This is a genomic window from Streptomyces sp. NPDC056144, assembly GCF_042264145.1.
In the GTDB taxonomy this organism is placed as follows: Bacteria; Actinomycetota; Actinomycetes; order Streptomycetales; family Streptomycetaceae; genus Streptomyces.
The window spans coordinates 539,390-558,399 of the sequence record NZ_JBHJVF010000002.1 but is presented as its reverse complement, the minus strand read 5'-3'; the positions used below and the strand labels follow the sequence as shown (position 1 = coordinate 558,399).

General features: G+C 74.2%; 17 protein-coding genes. 11 read left to right on the top strand and 6 right to left on the bottom strand.

Annotated elements, in window-relative coordinates:
• The 7 genes from ACFC0Z_RS09030 to ACFC0Z_RS09000 all read left to right on the top strand — a co-directional run bounded on the left by ACFC0Z_RS09030 (window position 1) and on the right by ACFC0Z_RS09000 (window position 8,291).
• The gene (locus ACFC0Z_RS09030) at window positions 1-945 is read left to right on the top strand and encodes an ABC transporter permease (protein ID WP_376434357.1); all 945 of its coding nucleotides are present in this window, start codon (window positions 1-3) and stop codon (window positions 943-945) included.
• 5 nt (window positions 946-950) lie between these two features.
• On the top strand, window positions 951-1,811 hold the full coding sequence (locus tag ACFC0Z_RS09025) for an ABC transporter permease (protein ID WP_376434355.1): 861 nt from the start codon (window positions 951-953) through the stop codon (window positions 1,809-1,811).
• A complete protein-coding gene (locus tag ACFC0Z_RS09020) occupies window positions 1,808-3,793 on the top strand; it encodes an ABC transporter ATP-binding protein (RefSeq protein WP_376434353.1) in 1,986 nt (661 codons plus the stop codon). Before ACFC0Z_RS09025 ends, ACFC0Z_RS09020 begins: the two co-directional genes overlap by 4 nt.
• On the top strand, window positions 3,790-4,731 hold the full coding sequence (locus tag ACFC0Z_RS09015; protein WP_376434351.1) for a formylglycine-generating enzyme family protein: 942 nt from the start codon (window positions 3,790-3,792) through the stop codon (window positions 4,729-4,731). The genes ACFC0Z_RS09020 and ACFC0Z_RS09015 overlap by 4 nt, the downstream gene beginning before the upstream one ends.
• Window positions 4,728-7,043: an arylsulfatase gene (locus ACFC0Z_RS09010; protein WP_376434349.1), complete on the top strand. Its 2,316-nt coding sequence runs from the start codon at window positions 4,728-4,730 to the stop codon at window positions 7,041-7,043. The genes ACFC0Z_RS09015 and ACFC0Z_RS09010 overlap by 4 nt, the downstream gene beginning before the upstream one ends.
• A gap of 73 nt (window positions 7,044-7,116) precedes the next feature.
• Window positions 7,117-7,524, top strand: a complete 408-nt coding sequence (locus ACFC0Z_RS09005; RefSeq protein WP_376434347.1) for a DUF4440 domain-containing protein — start codon at window positions 7,117-7,119, stop codon at window positions 7,522-7,524.
• Window positions 7,521-8,291: a GNAT family N-acetyltransferase gene (locus ACFC0Z_RS09000; protein ID WP_376434345.1), complete on the top strand. Its 771-nt coding sequence runs from the start codon at window positions 7,521-7,523 to the stop codon at window positions 8,289-8,291. The genes ACFC0Z_RS09005 and ACFC0Z_RS09000 overlap by 4 nt, the downstream gene beginning before the upstream one ends.
• 5 nt (window positions 8,292-8,296) lie before the next feature.
• Here the strand turns inward: ACFC0Z_RS09000 and ACFC0Z_RS08995 are convergent, their stop codons facing one another.
• Both ACFC0Z_RS08995 and ACFC0Z_RS08990 read right to left on the bottom strand, forming a co-directional pair.
• Window positions 8,297-8,587 (bottom strand): hypothetical protein, encoded by a 291-nt coding sequence (locus ACFC0Z_RS08995; RefSeq protein WP_376434343.1) that lies wholly within the window; start codon window positions 8,585-8,587, stop codon window positions 8,297-8,299.
• Between the two features lie 36 nt (window positions 8,588-8,623).
• Window positions 8,624-9,832: a serine hydrolase domain-containing protein gene (locus tag ACFC0Z_RS08990; RefSeq protein ID WP_376434341.1), complete on the bottom strand. Its 1,209-nt coding sequence runs from the start codon at window positions 9,830-9,832 to the stop codon at window positions 8,624-8,626.
• Window positions 9,833-10,045: 213 nt separating this feature from the next.
• Here ACFC0Z_RS08990 and ACFC0Z_RS08985 point away from each other — a divergent pair, with 213 nt between their 5' ends.
• Window positions 10,046-10,552, top strand: coding sequence for a hypothetical protein (locus ACFC0Z_RS08985; protein WP_376434339.1), 507 nt, complete (start codon window positions 10,046-10,048; stop codon window positions 10,550-10,552).
• A gap of 7 nt (window positions 10,553-10,559) precedes the next feature.
• On the opposite strand, the gene ACFC0Z_RS08980 is transcribed toward ACFC0Z_RS08985, so the two are convergent.
• Both ACFC0Z_RS08980 and ACFC0Z_RS08975 read right to left on the bottom strand, forming a co-directional pair.
• Entirely contained in the window at window positions 10,560-10,925 is a 366-nt protein-coding gene (locus tag ACFC0Z_RS08980; RefSeq protein WP_376434337.1) for a hypothetical protein, read from the bottom strand.
• On the bottom strand, window positions 10,922-11,914 hold the full coding sequence (locus ACFC0Z_RS08975) for a LysR family transcriptional regulator (RefSeq protein ID WP_376434335.1): 993 nt from the start codon (window positions 11,912-11,914) through the stop codon (window positions 10,922-10,924). Before ACFC0Z_RS08975 ends, ACFC0Z_RS08980 begins: the two co-directional genes overlap by 4 nt.
• A 209-nt stretch (window positions 11,915-12,123) precedes the next feature.
• On the opposite strand from ACFC0Z_RS08975, the gene ACFC0Z_RS08970 reads away from it, so the two are divergent.
• The 3 genes from ACFC0Z_RS08970 to ACFC0Z_RS08960 all read left to right on the top strand — a co-directional run bounded on the left by ACFC0Z_RS08970 (window position 12,124) and on the right by ACFC0Z_RS08960 (window position 17,337).
• Entirely contained in the window at window positions 12,124-13,401 is a 1,278-nt protein-coding gene (locus ACFC0Z_RS08970) for an MFS transporter (RefSeq protein WP_376434333.1), read from the top strand.
• A gap of 68 nt (window positions 13,402-13,469) precedes the next feature.
• The gene (locus ACFC0Z_RS08965; RefSeq protein WP_376434331.1) at window positions 13,470-14,906 is read left to right on the top strand and encodes a carboxylesterase/lipase family protein; all 1,437 of its coding nucleotides are present in this window, start codon (window positions 13,470-13,472) and stop codon (window positions 14,904-14,906) included.
• Between the two features lie 175 nt (window positions 14,907-15,081).
• Window positions 15,082-17,337, top strand: coding sequence for a sulfatase-like hydrolase/transferase (locus tag ACFC0Z_RS08960; protein ID WP_376434329.1), 2,256 nt, complete (start codon window positions 15,082-15,084; stop codon window positions 17,335-17,337).
• Here the strand turns inward: ACFC0Z_RS08960 and ACFC0Z_RS08955 are convergent.
• Both ACFC0Z_RS08955 and ACFC0Z_RS08950 read right to left on the bottom strand, forming a co-directional pair.
• Complete coding sequence (locus ACFC0Z_RS08955) at window positions 17,334-17,924, bottom strand: GNAT family N-acetyltransferase (protein ID WP_376434327.1); 591 nt, start codon at window positions 17,922-17,924, stop codon at window positions 17,334-17,336. The genes ACFC0Z_RS08960 and ACFC0Z_RS08955 overlap by 4 nt on opposite strands.
• 93 nt (window positions 17,925-18,017) lie before the next feature.
• Window positions 18,018-18,938 (bottom strand): SMP-30/gluconolactonase/LRE family protein, encoded by a 921-nt coding sequence (locus tag ACFC0Z_RS08950; protein WP_376435050.1) that lies wholly within the window; start codon window positions 18,936-18,938, stop codon window positions 18,018-18,020.
• Window positions 18,939-19,010: the final 72 nt, after the last annotated feature.

The window sequence follows — 19,010 nt, the reverse complement described above, 5'->3', positions numbered from 1 at the left end:
ATGCGCGGCTATCTCGTGCGGAGACTCCCCTCCGCCCTCCTCGTCCTCCTCCTCGCGTCCTTCCTCGTCTTCGCCGTCCTGCGGCTCGTCCCCGGTGACCCCGCGGCCGTGCTCGCCGGACCCGACGCGAGCGCCGAGACCGAGGCGGCCATCCGTGCCCGCCTCGCTCTCGACGACCCGCTCCCCGCCCAGTACGCCCGCTGGATCGGCGGCCTCCTCACCGGCGACCTCGGACCCTCGTACGCGATCGGCGGGCAGACCGCCGACCTGATCGCCGACGGCCTGGGCGCCACGGTCGAACTCACCCTCGGCGCCCTGCTGTTCGTCGTCGTCCTCGGCGCCTTCCTCGGCATCGCCGGCGCCACCTCCGGCAGCCGGTGGCTGCGCGGCGCCGTCCGGGTGCTCACCACCGGAGCCCTCGCCGTGCCGCCGTTCGTCACCGGCGTCCTCCTCGTCCTGCTCTTCGCCGTCCTCCTCGGCGTCCTGCCGTCCGGCGGCCGCGTCCCGCTCCTGACCGCGCCCGACCTCGGCGTCCAGTACCTCCTGCTGCCCGCGCTCTGCCTCGCCCTGCCCAGCGCCGCCGTCCTCGGCCGCTACCTCAAGGACAGCATCGAACGCTCCCTCACCGAGGACTACGTCCGCACCGCCACCGCCGCCGGGATCGCGCCCCGGCGCCTCCTGTGGCGCCACGCCCTGCCGAACGCGCTCCCGCCCGTCGTCACCCTCCTCGGCATGCAGACCGGCCACCTGCTCGGCGGCGCCGTCCTCGTCGAGGCGATCTTCGCCTGGCCGGGCCTCGGCCAGCTCGCCGAACAGGCCCTGGTCCGCCGGGACTACCCCGTCGTCCAGGACCTCCTGCTCCTCCTCGTCGTCGTCTTCGTCCTCGTCCAGCTCCTGACCGACCTCGTCCACACCTGGCTCGACCCCCGGATCAGGTGGGAGTGACCGCCATGACCACCACACTCGACAGGACCGCGCCGCCCCGCAAGCGCCGCTCCCGTTCCCCCTACCGGGCCGCCCTCGCCACCGCCCGCGGCCGTACGGGCCTGGCCCTCGTCGGCCTGGTCGTCCTCGCCGGACTCCTCGCCCCGCTCCTCGCGGGCCACGGGCCCACCGACCAGAGCGCCCTGGCGCTTGCCGGACCCGGCACGCCGGGCCACCCGCTCGGCACCGACGACCTCGGCCGCGACCTCCTCTCCCGGCTCCTGTACGGCATCCGCGCCGACCTCGGGATCATCGTGGTCGCCGTCCCGGCCGGTGCCCTCGCCGGCTGCCTCCTCGCCCTGGCGGCGGCCGCCCACCCGGTCGCCGACACCACCGTCCAGCGCGCCTTCGACCTGATCCTCGCCTTCCCCGGCCTCATCCTCGCGCTCGCCGTGACCGCGATCCTCGGCCCGGGCCGGCTGCCCGTGATCCTCGTCGTCGCCCTCGCGGAGATCCCCGTCTTCGGGCGGCTCCTGCGGACCGGCATCCTTGTCCAGCGCGGCCGGGAGTACGTGACGGCCGCCAGGGTCGGCGGCACCTCGGGCGCCCGGATCCTCACCCGGCACATCCTGCCCAACGCCGCCGACCCGCTCGTCGTCCAGATCGCCGTCTCCCTCACCGTCGCCGTCTTCGTCGAGGGCGCCATGAGCTTCCTCGGCGTCGGCGTCCGGCCGCCCGAACCCACCCTGGGAGCCGTCCTCAGCCAGTCGATGCCCTACCTCGCGCAGGCCCCGCACTTCGCGGCGGGACCGCTCGTGACCGTGACCGCGCTCGTCCTCGGCCTCTCCCTGACCGCCGAGGCACTGAACCGGGAGATACGCCGATGACGACCCCGCCGCCCGACTCGCCCCTGCCGCTCGGCGCGCCCCCGCCCCCCGGCGCGCCCCCGCCCCCCGGCGCGACCCCGCCCCTCGCCCCGGCCCCGCCCCTCGCCCCGGCCCCGCCGCTCCTCGAAGTCCAGGGCCTCGACGTGGAGTTCACCACCCCGGACGGAGGCGCTCTGCACGCCGTCCGGGACGTCTCCTTCACTCTCCATCGCGGCGAGACCCTGGCGATCGTCGGCGAGTCCGGCTCCGGCAAGTCCACCACGGCCCTCGCCCTGCTCCGGATGCTCCCCGGCTCGGGCCGGATCACCGGCGGAACGGTCCGCCTCGAAGGACAGGACCTCGTGACCGCCGACGAGAAGGAGCTCCGGGCCGTGCGCGGAGCCCGTATCGGCATGGTCTTCCAGGACCCGATGACGGCCCTCAACCCCGTCCTCACCGTCGGCCGCCACCTCGACGAGGTGCTCAGGGCGCACGGGCGCCCCGACCGGAAGGCCCGCCGCGCCCGCGCCGTCGAGCTCCTCGGCCTCGTCGGCATCCCCGACCCCGAGCGCCGCCTCGACGACCACCCGCACCAGTTCTCCGGCGGCCAGCGTCAGCGGATCCTCATCGCCATGGCCCTCGCGGGCGAACCCGACATCCTCCTCGCCGACGAACCGACGACCGCCCTCGACGCCACCGTCCAGGGCCAGATCCTCACCCTCCTCGGCGACCTCACCCGTACCACCGGCACCGCCGTCGTTCTCATCACCCACAACATGGGCGTCGTCGCCCGCGCCTGCGAGCGCGTCCTCGTCATGTACGGCGGCACGGTCATCGAGGACGGCCCCACCGCCGAGGTCCTCACCCGCCCCCGGCACCCGTACACCGTCGGCCTCCTCGCCGCCGTACCCCGGCTCTCCGCCCCCTCCGGCACCCGGCTCACCGGCATCCCCGGCGCCCCGCCCGACCTGAGCCTCCCGCTCGCCGGGTGCGCCTTCGCCGCGCGCTGCGCCCTGGCCGAGGAGCGCTGCTCCACCACGGCGCCCGCGCTCGCCCCGGTGGGGGACACCGTCCGCGCCGCCTGCCACGTCGCCGCCGACCGCACCGAACCCCTGCCGCCGCCCCCGCCACCCGCCCGGATCGACCGCCCGGCCCCGGGCGCCGTCGTCCTCGCCGCCGAGGACGTCCGCAAGGTGTACAAGGGCCGGGGCCGCCGGCGTACGTTCACCGCGCTCGACGGCGTCTCGCTCACCCTCGCGGCGGGCGAGACCCTCGGCATCGTCGGCGAGTCCGGCTCCGGCAAGTCCACCCTCGCCCGGGTCCTCGCCCACGCCCACCCCGCCGACGGCGGCCGGATCCTCCTCGACGGCAAGGACGTCACACGGCCCGGCCGGGCGGAGCTCCACGCCGTACGCCGCCGGGTCCAGATGGTCTTCCAGGACCCGTACGCCTCCCTCAACCCCCGCATGACCGTGGGCGAGATCGTCGCCGAACCGCTCCGCGCCTTCGGCACCGTCGCCCCCGGCGAGCGCCCGGCCCGCGTCGCCGAACTGCTGCGGCTCGTCGGCCTCGACCCGGCCGCCGCCGACCGGCACCCGCGCTCCTTCTCGGGCGGGCAGCGCCAGCGCGTCGGCATCGCCCGCGCGCTCGCGCCCGAACCGGCCGTCCTCGTCTGCGACGAACCGGTCTCGGCACTCGACGTCTCCGTCCAGGCACAGATCGTCGGCCTCCTCACCGACCTCCAGCGCGACCTGGGCCTCGCGCTCGTCTTCATCGCCCACGACCTGGCCGTCGTCCGCCAGGTCAGCCACCGGATCGCCGTCATGCACGAGGGCCGGATCGTGGAGACCGGCACGGCCGACGAGCTGTGCGAGAACCCCCGGGACCCGTACACCCGGGCGCTGCTCGCCGCCGCGCCCGAGCCCGTACCCGTACCCGCGTCCCCGTCCCTGTCGCGGCGGCCCCGGGCCGACCGCCTTCCCGTCGGGGCGGTGTCCGCATGAGCGCCTGCTGCACGCCGGGACGACCCTGCGCGGGAGAGTCCGGTACGGCGAGGACCGCCGAGCTCCTCCCGCTGCCGACCGTACGGGCGGCCGCCCGGCGCCCGAGCCCGATGGTGGAGCTGCCCGGCGGGACGTTCCTGATGGGCGACGCCTTCGGCGAGGGCTACCCGGCCGACGCCGAGGGTCCCGTACGGGAGGTCACGGTCGCGCCCTTCGCGATCGACGCCACCGCCGTCACGAACGCGCGCTACGCCGAGTTCGTCGAGGCCACCGGCTACCGCACCGACGCCGAACGCTTCGGCTCCTCCTTCGTCTTCCACCTGCTCCTCCACCCCGCCGCCGAGGCCCACGTCCTCGGCCGGGTGCAGGCGGCCCCCTGGTGGCTCGGCGTCGAGGGCGCCGCGTGGCACGCCCCCGAGGGACCCGGATCCGGCGTCGAGGACCGCGCCGACCACCCCGCCGTCCACATCAGCCACGGCGACGCCCTCGCCTACTGCGCCTGGGCGGGCGCCCGGCTGCCCACCGAGGCCGAGTGGGAGTACGCGGCACGCGGCGGCCTCGACGGCGCCCGCTACCCCTGGGGCGACGAGCTCACCCCCGGCGGCCAGGAGAAGTGCAACACCTGGATCGGCACCTTCCCGCACCACTCCGAGCGGCCCGGAGGCCGTATCGGCACCGTCCCCGTCACGGCGTACGAGCCGAACGGCCACGGCCTCTACAACACCTCCGGCAACGTCTGGGAATGGTGCGCCGACGCCTGGGACGCGGACGCCCGCGAGCACGTCATCCGCGGCGGCTCGTACCTCTGCCACGCCTCCTACTGCAACCGCTACCGGGTCGCGGCCCGCTCCCACAACACCCCCGACTCCTCGACCGGCCACGGCGGCTTCCGCACCGCCCGCACCCTCGGCCACCAGGAAGGACCCGCCCCCAAATGAGCACCACCCAGCGCCGCGACCCGTACGAGGGCTTCGCCGGCCGCGTCGGCCGCACCTTCGCCGACTCGGAACCCGCCTGGCCCACCCGTACGACCCCGCCCGCGAAGGCCCCCAACATCGTCGTCGTCCTCGTCGATGACATGGGATTCAGCGACATCGGCCCGTTCGGCTCGGAGATTCCCACCCCCGTCCTCGACGAGCTGGCCGAGGGAGGAGTGCAGCTCAGCAACTACCACACCATGCCGCTCTGCTCCCCGGCCCGCGCGGCCCTGCTCACCGGCCTCAACCCGCACCGCGTCGGCTACGGAATGGTCGCCAACTTCGACCCCGGCTTCCCCGGTTACGGCATGGAGGTCGCCGAGGACATCCCCACCCTCGCCGAACTCCTCCACGACGCCGGCTACGCCACCTACGCCGTCGGCAAGTGGCACCTCGTCCGCGACTCCGCCTCCAACGCGGCCGACCACCGCGGCAACTGGCCGCTCCAGAAGGGCTTCGACCAGTACTACGGCGTCCTGGAAGGCCTCACCAGCCTCTTCCACCCGCACCAGCTCGTCCGCGACAACAGCCCGCTCGACATCGACGAGTTCCCCGACGACTACTACTACACCGACGACATCACCGACCAGGCGATCTCCATGGTGAAGTCGCTGCGCGCCCACGACCCCGACAAGCCTTTCTTCCTCTACCTCGCCCACAACGCCGTCCACGGACCCCTCCAGGCCAAGGCCGAGGACATCGCCCGCCACAAGGGCCGCTACGACGAGGGCTGGGACGCCCTGCGCGAGCGGCGCTTCGCCGCGCAGCTCGCCGCCGGACTCTTCCCGCCGGGCACCGAACTCCCGGAGCGCAACGCGGAGGCAGGCCTCGACGTCCCGGCCTGGGATTCCCTGACGGAGGATCAGCAGAAGCTCTACGCGCGCTACATGGAGGTGTACGCGGCGCTGGTCGACAACATCGACCAGAACCTCGGCCGCCTCACCGACACCCTTGCCGCGCTCGGTGAACTCGACAACACCATCGTCGTGTTCACCTCCGACAACGGCGGCACGGGCGAGGGCGGGGCCGAGGGCACCCGCTCGTACTTCAGCCGCTTCGTCCACCACCCCCGCCTCCCCGGCGACTGGGACCCGGACGTCGACCGCGAGCCCGAACTCATCGGCGGCCCCCGCAGCCTCGTCCACTACCCGCGCGGCTGGGGCATGGCCTCCAACACCCCCTTCCGCCTCTACAAGGGCCACACGTACGCGGGCGGCGTCCGCGTCCCGTTCGTCCTGTCCTGGCCGGAGGGCGCCAGGACCGGCCGGATCGCGCCGGGCGGACGCGCCCAGTACCAGTACGTCACCGACATCGCCCCGACCCTCCTCGACCTGGCGGGCGTGGAGCGGCCGGAGGCGCGCCGGGGCCTCCCGCTCCAGGAGCTCGACGGCAGCAGCTTCACCCCCGTCCTCGCCGACCCCGCGCACACCTCGACCCACCCCGAGCAGTACTGCGAGATGACCGGCAACCGCAGCCACTACCGCGACGGCCACAAGCTCGTCACCCTCCACCGCCCGGGAGCGCCGTACGACGACTCCGAATGGGCCCTGTACGACATCCGCACCGACCCGACCGAGATCCACGACATCTCGGCCGAGAACCCGGAACTGGTCAAGGAGCTGTCGGCGGCCTGGGAGGAGGCCGCCTGGCGCAACGGCGTCTTCCCGCTCCCCGACCACAGCGGCGCCCTCGCCCGCCGCAACCCCGCCGAACAGCGCCTCTCCCGCCCGCTGACCCTGCTGCCCGGCACCCCGGAACTGGAGCGCTACCGCTCCTCCCGGCTCGTCTCGCTCCGCTCCTTCGAGATCGTGATCGCGGTCGAGGAGAGCGGCGACGGCGTCCTCGTCTCCCACGGAGACCAGGGCGGCGGCTACAGCGCCTACGTCGAGAACGGCCGCCTGACCTTCGCGTACAACGAGTACGGCCGGCTCCACGAGACGGACGCGGGCCCCCTGTCCGAAGGCCCGCACGAGATCCTCCTGACCGCCACGGCGGAGGAGGGCCTGCGCTGGCGCTTCACGGTCACCGTCGACGACGAGCTCCGCGCCGCCCCCGACAGCGTCCACCAGCTCATCGGCATGGCGCCCTTCCAGGGCATCAGTGTCGGCGTCGACCGCAAGTCCCCGGTCTCCTGGCCGCTGTACGAACGCCACCGCTCGTTCCGCTACCGGGGTCGCCTCCACTCGGTGACGTACCGCCCCGGGGCACCGGGACCGGACGCGCCGGAAACGGTGGCGGCGGCGCTGAAGGAGGCGGCGGCCGCCTTCGAGTGAGCGGGGGAGAAAAGGCGCCGACCTGAAAGATAATCCCTGGTCAGACCCCAGGTCGGCCCTGTATGAAGGGCCCATGACCGCACAGGACGAGACCCTCCACCCCGACGTCGCCGAGGCCATCGCGGGCGAACTGCGCCTCCTGGAGCCGGCCGTACGCGACTCCCGCGAGCTCGCGCTCCCGCTCTTCGACCCGGAGTTCGAGGAGGTCGGCGCCTCGGGCCGCCACTGGACGTACGAGGAGATGCTCGACGCGCTCCCCGCGATCGCCGGCAACGTGGCGGAGGGCACCCAGTACGAGCCCGGCCCGGTCACGGGCGTCCTGCTCGCGCCCGGCCTGGTGCACGTCCGGTTCGAGACGGTCAAGGACGGCCGGCTGGTCCGCCGCAGCTCGATCTGGCGCCGGGACCCGGCCGGCCCGGCCGACGGACCGCTGCGCATGTACTACCACCAGGGGACGCCCGTGCCGGACGAGTTCCGGTGACCTCGCCCCTGGCGGGCGCCCGGCGGCTCTGGGAGGAGCTTGCCGGGCACGCGGGGGAGTTCCCGCCGCGCGGCGGGGTGCGCGTCCTCGTCTCCCCGGAGTCGCGGATGTGCCCGCCCGGCTGGACCGGCGCGGTCACCCTCGGAGGGGCCGCCCTGGTCACAGCCCCGGACGCCCGCACGGCGGCGCGCGTGCGCGAGGCCCTGCGGGGCCGCGCGGCGGAGGCCGCGGTGGACGTCACCGCGTACAGGGAGCGCCTGCCCGTCGCCGAGGTGCTCGGCCCGGCGGCCCTGGCGTTCCTCTCCCCGGAGGGCTTCCGTCCGGTGACGGCCGCCGCCGTGGAACGCGTACCGGCCGAGGATCCCTCGCTGAGGGCCCTGGAGCGGGCGGCAGGACCGCAGGACGCGAGGGAGGCGTCCCTGGAGGACATCACGTCACCGGCCTTCGTCCTCCACGAGGACGGCGAGCCGCTGGCCGCCGCCGGATACCGGCTGTGGCCGCACCGGACCGCCCACATCGGCGTCCTGACCGCCCCGGCGGCGCGGGGGCGCGGGCTGGCGAGGACGGTGGCGTCGGCCGCCGTCGCGCATGCCCTGGCCGCCGGCCTGCTCCCGCAGTGGCGCGCTCGCGTTCCGGCCTCCCGCCGGGTCGCCGCCGCCCTGGGCTTCGAGGAACTCGGCGCACAGCTGTCGGTGCGGATCGGTGAGGTGCGGGTCGACGAGGTGCGGGTCGGCGAGGTGGGGGTCGACGAGGTGGGGAACGCGTAACGGCCTCAGCCGAGCCCGCGATGGGCGGCCCACATGGCGCCGGCCCGGGTGGCGGCCGCCTCGACGAGGGCCGCCAGACCGGGTTCGTCGGGGACGGGGAAGGAGACGTACCCGCCCCGTCCGCCGCCGACCGGACGGCCGTACGCCTTGGTGGCGAGGCGGCCGTCGGGGAGGAGGCGCACGTTGAGCGTCATCAGCTCGAAGACCTCACCGCGGCGGGTGTCGGTCCACCGCAGCTCCTGGGGGATGACCACGTTGATGGCCAGGGCGCTGACGTCGAGGTGGTGGTCGCTCATGATCGGATGATCTCACGAGGGCCTGAGGTCACGAGGTCACGAGGTCGTACGGCCGTCGTAGACGTTCTCCGGGGTGATGATCCGCGTGACGGCCCGGGCGACGAGCGTGGACGGCTCCGGAGTGGTCGCGGTCGGGATGTCCGTGTTGAGCATGACGACGAGGGTGGCCTTCTGCTCGGGCAGGTAGACGGTCACCGTCTCGTACCCGGGCAGCGAGCCGTTGTGCCCGATCCAGCCCCCCGTCTCGAAGATCCCGAGGCCGTAGCCGGTGCCGGGGATGCCGGTCGGCAGGGTCCTGAGGCGCTGCGCCTGGGTCTCGGGGCTGAGGAGCTCGCCGGTGGCGACGATCTTCGCCCAGTGCCGCAGGTCCTGGAGGTCGGAGATCATCGCTCCGGCGGCCCAGGCCCAGCTGGGGTTCCAGTCGGTGGAGTCGGCGATCGCGCCGCTGAGCGTCTGCTTCGTGTAGCCGCGCGGGTGCGGCTCCGGGAACTCCGTTCCCTCGGGGAACAGCGTGTGGAAGAGGTGGGACGGGCGGAGCACCCGGTTGCGGATGACGTCCTGGAGCCGCTGCCCCGTGACCCGCTCGATCACCATGCCGAGGAGGACGAGGTTGGAGTTGGAGTACTCGAACTTCGCCCCCGGCTTGAAGGTGTTCTCGTGCTTCATGCCGTACGCGATCAACTCCTCCGGCACGAAGGAGCGCTGGGTGTCGCTGAGGAGGTCGCGGATGAACTCGGGGTCGGAGGTGTACGGGAACAGGCCGCTGCGCATCTCGGCGAGGTGCCGGAGCGTGATGTGGTGACCGTTGCGGACGCCGTGGACGTACTTCGCGATCGGGTCGTCGAGCCCGACCCGCCCGTCGTCGACGAGCTGGAGCAGCGCGGTCACGGTGAACGTCTTGGTCTCGCTGCCGATCCGGACGTACGAGCCGGCGTCCATGGGCGCGCCGGTCGTCTTGTCGGCGACGCCGGCCGCCCGGACGTAACTCCCCTTGCCCGGCATCCAGATGCCGACGACGACACCGGGGATGCCGGCCTGGACGCGCACCTCCTCGATGGTCCGGTCGAGCCGTGCCTCGATCTCGGGTCCGAGGCCGCCGGGCGGACAGTCGTCGTCGGCGCGGGCGACGCCTGCCGTGACGCCCGCCGCGTGCACCGCCGGGGCGGGGGCGACGGCCGTCGGAGCCAGGACGGACGCCACGAGGAGCGTCGCGGCGAACAGTCGTCGGGTGGGGATACGTCGCATGGCGGAGACGCGCCTTCCGGTACGGGAGCGGGGAGCGGGGAGCGGGTGACGAGAGGGAGTACGGGGTTCGGGTGGCGGCGGCCAGACCACCACCCGGACCCCGGGTGTCCGCCCCCGTACGCCTCCGACCGGGCCGATTCCACTCGTTCGGCGCCGCCCGGATCACCGGGGCGGTCCAGAGCACACGCCCGCGCCCCGGCTACCGTGGTGGCCGTGGGCTTCTCGGGAACCTTCCTCGTGGCACGGTCGGACCGACCGTTGACGGAACTGGCGGCGGTACGGGCCTGGGAGGCCGTCCCGGTCTGGTGGGCGCGCGACGGGGACTGGCAGCTCCTCCGCGCGTATCCCCTGTCGGACCCGCCGTCCTCGCTCCTCCAGGAGACGAGCGCGCCCGTGCTGGTCGCCCACGTGGTGGACAGCGACTTCGCCACGATCCAGGCGGCGACCGCCGACGGCACGTCCTGGCAGTGCGTCCTGTCCCCGGAGACGGCCCGCGGCTACGGCCTCCCCGAGGAGTGGATCGTCGACCCGGCGCAGGCGGCGGAACGAGCGACGGCCTGGTCCCGCCAGTGCGGCGTCGTTCCGGACCCGACGGCGCTGAGGTCGGCCCTGACGACGGAGTCCGACCCCTTGGCGGAGGACCTCGTCCTCACCTTCGTCGACGCGCTCGGGTTCCGGTTCGGGGACGGGGCCGACCTGGAGGTCGCCCTCAACGAGTGACCCCGCTTCAGACGAAGGCGTCGGTCACGCAGTCGGTGGCGCAGCCGCCGTGGGTGAAGCGGCGTCGGAGGGTGGCGGCCGCGTGGATGGGGTCGACCTCGTCGTGGCCGTAGCGCTCGCGCGTCAGCCGGACCACCGCGTCGACGGTCACGATGGCCGGCTCGCCCTCGCCCGCCGCGTGGCGGGCGGTCGCGATGGCGGTGTCGGCGGCGCGTTGGAGGTCGCGGGTGTAGGCGCGTGCCGCCGCGGCCCGCGCGCGCTTGGCGGCGAAGGGGCGTACGCCGCGGCCCTTGTCGACGATGCCCGTCACGATGAGGCCCACGCTGGTGAGTACGACGAGTACGCCGATCGCGGTGTCCCCGTTCCATCTCATCGGGCGCCCCCTGAGCCGTGGTTGACGGTGTCTCCGAGTCTAGGGCGTGACCAGGAGGGTGCCCAGGTGTCGGTGGCCGGGGGCGCGCCGGTGGCGACGGCGATGGCGGTGGTGGCGGACAGGTGGTCGCGGAGGGCCTGGAGGCCCGGGTGCGGGTTGTCCGTCGACCAGAGCAGCGAGTGCGGGTAGACCGGCGTCGGGTCGGTCACCGGGATGCGTCGCAGGCCGTGGGACTCGGGCCACACCAGGCGCGTTCCCGCGCCGATGAGCGTCGCCAGCTCCGGGGAGTCCGCGACCGTGTCGAGCAGCGGCTCGGTGCCGAAGTCCGGGCCCGTCACCTCGATCGTCAGCCCGAACGCGGCGGACAGGTCGGCGTAGTAGGCCGCCCACTCCGTGCCGCTCGCGATCCCCGGTACCCAGATCCGGTGGTCGGCGAGCCGCGCGAGGGGGACGGAACGGGCCGACGCCAGCGCGTGGCCGGGGCCGGTGAGGAGGTGGAGGGGTTCGTCGAGGACGGGGAGGACTCCGATGTCCTCGGGAAGCCGCCGGCCCGGCATGGTGACCGCGCGGAAGGACGCGTCGATCGTCCCGGCGCGCAGCGCGGCGACGGCCGTGTCGGCGTCGAAGAGCGTCACGACGTCCAGTTCCGTCTCCGGATGGGCCTGGTGGAACGCCCGGAGCAGCGTCGCGGTCGCGAGCCGCCGGCCGATCACGTCCACCCGCAGCGCCCGGCTTCCGGGGCGTACGGAGGCGAGCGCCCGAGCCTCGGCCTGGAGCAGGGCACGGGCGTGCGGCAGGAAGGCCTGCCCGTCGATGGTCGCCTCCGCGCCGTGGGAGGTACGGCTGAGGAGCCGTACCCCGAGCTCCTTCTCCAGCGCGGCGACGCGCTTGGACACGGCCTGCTGGGTGATCCCCAGCTCGTCGGCCGCCTCCCGGAAACGGCCCGATTCGAGGACGGCGAGGTAGGTGCGTACGGCTTCTAGGTCCACGCCGTCCAGCATAGGTGCACAACTGCTGGTTGTGGGGCGGGGTGCATTCGGTTGTTTGCTCCCGGTGTGGACGAGTCGCTTGGATGGGGGAGGCGACGCGCGGTTGTTCCGTGCGTCGTCGTGTTGTCGCGTGGCGGGGCGTCCCGGAACGTGCCGGGACGTGACGGCGGGGGAGTGGTGGCGGGTAGCGACGGCGGAGGAGTACGGACATGGCGCGCGGCGGACGGCCCTCCCCGGGGCGGGACTTCGGCCGGGTCTGGGCGGCCTTCGCGGCGAGCGCGCTCGGCACGGGACTCGCCTTCGGCGCCTTCCCGCTCCTCGCCGTCACCGTGCTGCACGCGGGCGCCCCCGAGGTCGCCTCGCTCGCGGCCGTGGGCGCCGCGGTCGGAGCGGCCGTCGCGGTGCCGCTCGGGCCGTGGGTGGAGTTCCGCCGCAAGCGGCCGGTGATGATCGCGGCGGATCTCGTGCGGTGCGCGGCGCTGCTGAGCGTCCCCCTCGCGTACGGCCTCGGCCGGCTCGGGTTCGCGCAGCTCCTCGTCGTCTCGGTGGTCGTCGCGGCGGCCGACATCACCTTCGGCGCGGCGACCGGCGCGTACCTGAAGGGCCTCGTCAGGCCGGAGGCCATGGTCACGGCCCAGGCGCGCCTGGAGTCGACGACCTGGACCGCGACCGTCGTCGGGCCGCCGCTGGGCGGCGCCCTGACGCAGCTTCTCGGGCCCGTCGCCACGGTCGCCGCCGACGCGGTGAGCTACCTGCTGTCGGCGGTGAGTCTGCGCGCGGTACGTCACCGGGAGCCGCCTCCCGTACGAGTGGCCGGGCGACCTGCGGCCCAGGGAGAGGCCCGCCCCCGCCACTCCCTCTCCCAAGGGTGGCGGCACATCCTCGCCCACCCCCTCCTCCGGCCCCTCTTCCTCCACACCCTCCTCGTCAACGGCCTGATCATGGCCACCGCCCCGCTGCTCGCCGTCCTCACGCTCGGGCCCCTCGGCTTCGCGCCCTGGCAGTACGGGCTCGCCTTCGCCGTTCCATGTCTCGGCGGGCTCCTCGGCGCCCGGCTGGCGCCGGGGCTCGTCGAGAGGTTCGGGAGGCGGCGGGTGCTCCTCGTCGCCGGGACCCTGAGGGTGTGCTGGCCGGTCGGGCTGGTGCTCGTCCGGCCCGGTCCGGCGGGGCTCCTGCTCGTCATGGGGGTCGAGTTCGCGCTGATCACCTGCATCGGCGTCTTCAACCCGGTCTTCGCCGCCCACCGCCTCCGGCTCACCGAGAACGGCCTCGTCGCCCGGACCCTCACGGCCTGGTCCGTCTCCGGCAAGGCCGTCACGGCCGGGCTGACCGCCCTGTGGGGAGGTCTCGCCGGGCTGGTCGGGGTGCGGGGAGCGATCGGTCTCGCGGGTGTCCTGCTGCTGGCGACGCCGCTGCTCCTGCCCTGGCGGAGGGGGACGCGGGCCGGTCGCCGCACGCAAGGATTGACACGTGTCACTGCTCGGTGACACGCTCCTACACGGCCCGGCCCGGCCCGACCGTGTGCCGCCTCGCCCGCCCAGAAGGAGCAGCGCCCATGAGCACCACCGTCACCACCACCCGAGGGCCCGTCCGCGGCGAACGCCGCGCCGACGGCACCCTCCGCTTCCTGGGCATCCCGTACGCGCAGCCGCCCGTCGGCGACCTCCGCTTCGCCGCGCCCGTACCGCCGGAGCCGTGGACCGAGCCGCTCGACGCCACCGCGTACGGCCCGACCGCCCAGCGCCGCCCCTTCGGCGAGGTCGTGATCATCCCCGAGCCGACCATCCCGGGCGACGGCGTCCTCAACCTCAACGTCTTCACCCCGGACACCGCGCCGGAGGCCCCGCTCCCCGTCCTCGTCTGGATCCACGGCGGCGGGTACGTCGCCGGCTCCGCCGCCAGCCCCTGGTACGACGGCGCCGCCTTCAACCGCGACGGCGTCATCGTCGTCTCGCTCGGCTACCGGCTCGGCATCGAGGGCTTCCTGCACCTGGAGGACGCCCCCGACAACCGCGGCGTACGCGACTGGATCGCCGCCCTGGAGTGGGTCCGCGACAACATCGCGGCCTTCGGTGGCGACCCGGCGAAGGTCACCGTCGCGGGCCAGTCGGCCGGCGGCGGAGCCGTCCTGACCCTCCTCGCCGTCCCGTCCGCCCGCGACCTGTTCCGCGGCGTGATATCCGTCTCCGGCGCGGTGCTGCGCCCCGACGGTCCCGAGGTCGCCCTCGCCGCCTCCCGCCTCCTCACCTCCCGCACCGGCGTCCCCGCGACCGCGGCCGCGCTGCGCGACCTGAGCGACGAGGAGATCCTCGCGCTCCAGGACCGCCTGGGCGAGGAGGGACCCGACCGCGAGGGCCTGCCGCCGATGCTGGCCCTCGCTCCCTTCGCCGACGGCGAGCTCGTTCCCGAGCCCGTCGCGGACGCCCTGGCCACCGGCGGCGCGGGCGACGGCGTCCCGCTCATGCTCGGCTTCACCGAGCACGAGTTCGCGATGATCCCCGCCCCCGAGGGCGTGCCGGTGCCGCTGGTGCTCGGCGGGCTCGGCCTCGGCGCCGCGCAGGTGGAGGCGTTCACGAAGGCGTACGCGGAGACCGACGAGGCCCTGCTCTTCGGCCAGGCGCTCACGGACGTCACCTTCCGCGCCCCGAACCTGGCCCTCGCGGAGGCCCGCGCCGCCCGGCAACAGCCCACGTGGCTGTACGAGTTCGCCTGGCGCTCCCCGGCCATGGGCATCTCCTTCCACTGCCTCGACGTGCCCTTCGCCTTCGACGTCCTCGGTACCGAGGGCGTCGCGGCCGCGGCCGGGGAGGCGCCGCCGCAGGCTCTCGCCGACGCCGTGCACCGCGCCTGGGTCGCCTTCGTGACGGACCGGGACCCGGGCGCCGACTGGCCGCGCTACACGACGGAGAAGCGCTCCACGATGGTCTGGAACACGGAGTCCGCCGTCTCCGAGGACCCGCTCGGCCCGGTCCGCGGGATCTGGCTCGACTGACACGCGGGGGGACAGAGGGGGGCGTCGCCGGTCCGGCGGCCGTGTCACACGTTCTTCATGTGCTGTGCATGGTTCGCCGGGCCGTCCGCGCCCATGATCGTCCGAGCGCCCCGGGTACTCCGCCCGCTCCGGCGCACGCGCGGTCCGCAGCCGCCCTCCCCAAGGAGCCCCCGCCATGGCCAGCCGCCGCCGCTTCCTCGCCGGATCCGCCGCCACGATCGGTCTGGGCGCGCTGCCCGCGACCGCCGCGGTGACGACCGGCGCCGTCGCGACCGTGGCGGGCTCGGCGTCGGCCGCGGCGGCCGTGCCGGAGGACGCGACCCGCCCGCCGAACCTGGTCGTCGTCCTCGCAGACGACCTCGGCTACGGCGAGCTCGGCGCGTACGGCCAGAAGCTCATCACCACCCCGCGGATCGACCAACTCGCCGCCTCGGGGCTCAGGTTCACGGACGCCTACTCGACGGCCGCGGTCTGCGCGCCCTCCCGCTGCTCGGTCCTCACCGGCCTGCACACCGGTCACGCGACCGTCCGCGCCAACCCGTCCGGCGCCCAGGGCTCCCTGACCGCCGCCGACACGACCTTCGCGCAGGTCCTCCGGGCGCGCGGCTACCGCACGGGCGTGATCGGCAAGTGGGGCTTCGGGCCGGAGCAGGCGGGCCAGGACAGCCACCCCAACGCCCGTGGGTTCGAGGAGTTCTACGGCTACATCGACCACACCCACGCGCACCAGTACTACCCCGAGTACCTCTGGAACAACGGCGCCAAGGAGACCATCCCCGCCAACGCGGGCGGCGCCAAGGGCGCCTACGCCCCGGACCTGATCCGGCAGAAGGCCCTCGACTTCCTCGACCGGCACGCCGCCGAGCCGTTCCTGCTCTTCCTCACCCCGACCGTCCCGCACGCGCCCAGCGACATCCCCGACACCGGCGCCTACGCGTCCAGGACCTGGACCGCCGCCAACAAGGGCCACGCCGCTCAGGTCAGCCTCTTCGACGCGCTCGTCGGCGACGTCGTCGACCGCCTCCAGGCCCTCGGCCTGGCCGACGACACCGTCGTCCTCGTCGCCAGCGACAACGGCCCCCACGAGGAGGGCGGGGTCAACCCCGACCTCTTCGACGGCAACGGCCCGCTGCGCGGCTACAAGCGCAACCTGTACGAGGGCGGGGTCCGCGTCCCGCTCGTCGCCTGGGGTCCCGGCCGCGTCCTGCCCGGCACCAGCGACCGGCCGACCCCGCTCACCGACCTGCTCCCCACCCTCGCCGAGCTCGGCGGCGCCCCCGCCCCCACCGACGTGGACGGCCTCAGCGCCGCGCCGCTGCTGACCGGCGGCGCCACCGCGGCCACGGCCACCCACGACCATCTCTTCTGGTTCCGCGACGAGCGGGGTGTCACCAGCCGCGCCGACGCCCAGGACAAGCAGCGCTCCACCTGGCTCGCCGAGGCGCTGCGCAAGGACCGGTGGAAGGCCGTCCGCTTCGCGCCCGTACGCGACCGCAACCTCCCCGACGGCCAGTGGCAGGTCGAGCTGTACGACCTCGCCACCGACCTGGGCGAGACCTCGGACGTGGCCGCACGCTACCCGGCCCGCGTCGCCGAACTGGTCGCGCTCATGCGGGCGTCCTGGCAGGACCAGTACCCCCGCGCCGCCTTCGGCACGAAACTGACCGTCCCCCAACTGGCCGTCCCCGGGCAGCCGTTCACCGCGACCGGCACCCTCGCCAACGGATCGGCGAAGGCCTGGAACTCCGCCGCCCTGACCCTGCGTGCCCCCTCCGGCTGGACCGTACGCGCCACCACGGCCACCACCGCCACCCAGCTCGCCCCCGGCGCGGTGCTCACCGCCGCCTGGGAGGTCACCCCGCCCGCCGGCACGCCCGCGGCCACGCCGTGGACCCTGACCGCCGAGGGGACGGCGCTCGCTCCCGGCGGTCCGGTGCGGTACGTCTCCGAGGGCGTGACCACCACCCCGCCCCCGCCGCCCACCGCGAACAGCTACCTCTCGGACCTCCCCTGGATCCGAGCCGTGAACGGCTGGGGTCCGGTCGAGCGGGACAGCTCCAACGGCAAGAACGCCGCCGGCGACGGCACGCCGATCTCCTTCGGCGGCACCACGTACGCCAAGGGCCTCGGCGTCCACGCGTACAGCGACGTGGCCTTCCACCTCGGCGGGGTCGCGACCCGCTTCACGGCGCTCGTCGGCATCGACGACTTCTCGGCCCGGCAGAGCTCGGCCGGCGCCACCCGCGCCACGGTCTACGGCGACGACCGCGTCCTCGCCACCACCCCCACCCTCAAGGCGGCCACGGGGCCGGTCGCCCTCGACGTCGACGTGCGCGGCGTCCGCGTCCTCCGCCTGGAGGTCACGGACGCGGACAACCGCACCTCCTTCGACCACACCTCCTGGGCCCGGGCCCACGTCACGGTCGGCTAGGACCTAGGGGGCGTCTTGCCGGCCGCCGGTCCGGCGAGGTCCGAGGCCAGCGCCGCGTAGATGTACTCGCTGCCCCAGCGGTCCCCGTCCAGGTCGTTCTCGACGAGATGCGCCTCCCGGCGCATCCCGAGGCGCTCGCAGACCCGGACGGACCCGGTGTTCTCCACGTCGAGCCGCGCGTAGAGCCGGTGCACGCCCAGCTCGTCGAAGGCGAACCGCGCCAGGGTCGCTGCCGCCTCGGTCGCGTAGCCGTGCCCCTCGTGGCGGGGATCGAGGGTCCAGCCGATCTCGGCCTGGGAGGCACGGGCGTCGGCCAGCGAGAGCGACACCTCGCCGAGAAGAAGGCCGGGCTCGTCGTGCCGGCAGACGGCGAGCGCCAGCTTGTCCCCGTCGGCGCGCCAGGCCGACTGCGTCGCGCGCTCGGCCGCGACCTCCTCGCTGCGCTCCCGGGTGTGCGGCGGCCGGTACAGATAGCGGGCCACGCTCGGCAGGCCCTGGTACGCGTACAGGTCGTCGGCGTCGCCGGGGGTGAACAGGCGCAGTGTCAGCCGGGGCGTGGCCAACGGCAGCAGCGGGACGATGTCCATACGGACGGACCTCCGGGACGCGGACGTGGATCAAGAAGCGGACGGATTCTCGCACCGCGCCCGGCGGGGCGGCCACGCGTTTTCCGTGCCGCCCTACGGCAGCCAGGGGCGGCGTCCCGGTCCGGTCGGATGCGTGCCGGTGACGGCCATGACCACGGAGTGCAGGCTCGTCTCGGCGGCGATGAAGAGACGGTTGCGCTTCGCCCCGCCCCAGGAGATGTTGGCCACCGCCTCGGGCACGTTCAGGCGGCCGATGAGGGTGCCGTCCGGGTCGTAGCAGTGCACGCCGTCGTCCATGGCGGCCACCCAGAGCCGGCCGCCGTCGTCGAAGCGGAGGTTGTCGAAGCGGGCCTTGTCGCGCGCGCCGGCCTCGGCGAAGACCTTGCCTTCGGACAGGGTGCCGCCGTCGTCCCGTACGTCGAAGACCCGGACGAGGCCCGCGCGGGTGTCGGACACGTACAGCCGCTGCTCGTCGGGCGAGAAGACGAGCCCGTTCGGCGCGCCGAACCCGTCGGCGACGAGCCGCACTTCGCCGCTGACCGGGTCGATCCGGTAGACGTTGTTGGCGCCGATCTCGCTCTCGGCGCGGTAGCCCTCGTAGTCGCTGGTGATGCCGAAGTCCGGGTCGGAGAACCAGATCGACCCGTCGGACTTCACGGTCGCGTCGTTCGGGCTGTTCAGGCGCTTGCCCTGCCAGCGACTGGCGAGGACGGTCACCGTGCCGTCGTGCTCGGTACGGGTCACCCGGCGGTTGCCCTGCTCGCAGGTGATCAGGCGGCCCTCGCGGTCGAGGGTGTTGCCGTTCGTGTGCCCGGCCGAGCGCCGGAAGACCGACACGGCGCCGGTCTCCTCGTCCCAGCGCAGCATCCGGTCGTTGGGGATGTCGCTCCAGACCACCTGACGCCAGGCGGGCACGTAGACCGGGCCCTCGGCCCAACGGCAGCCGGTGTAGAGGACTTCGAGTCCTTCGTCGCCGTTCATGCACCGGCCGGTGCGGAACCGGTCGTCGAGCATCTCGTACAGCCCAGCAGCTTCAGTGCTCACAGATCCGCTCCTCGGAGTGACGCCGTCGGCCGAACGAGAATC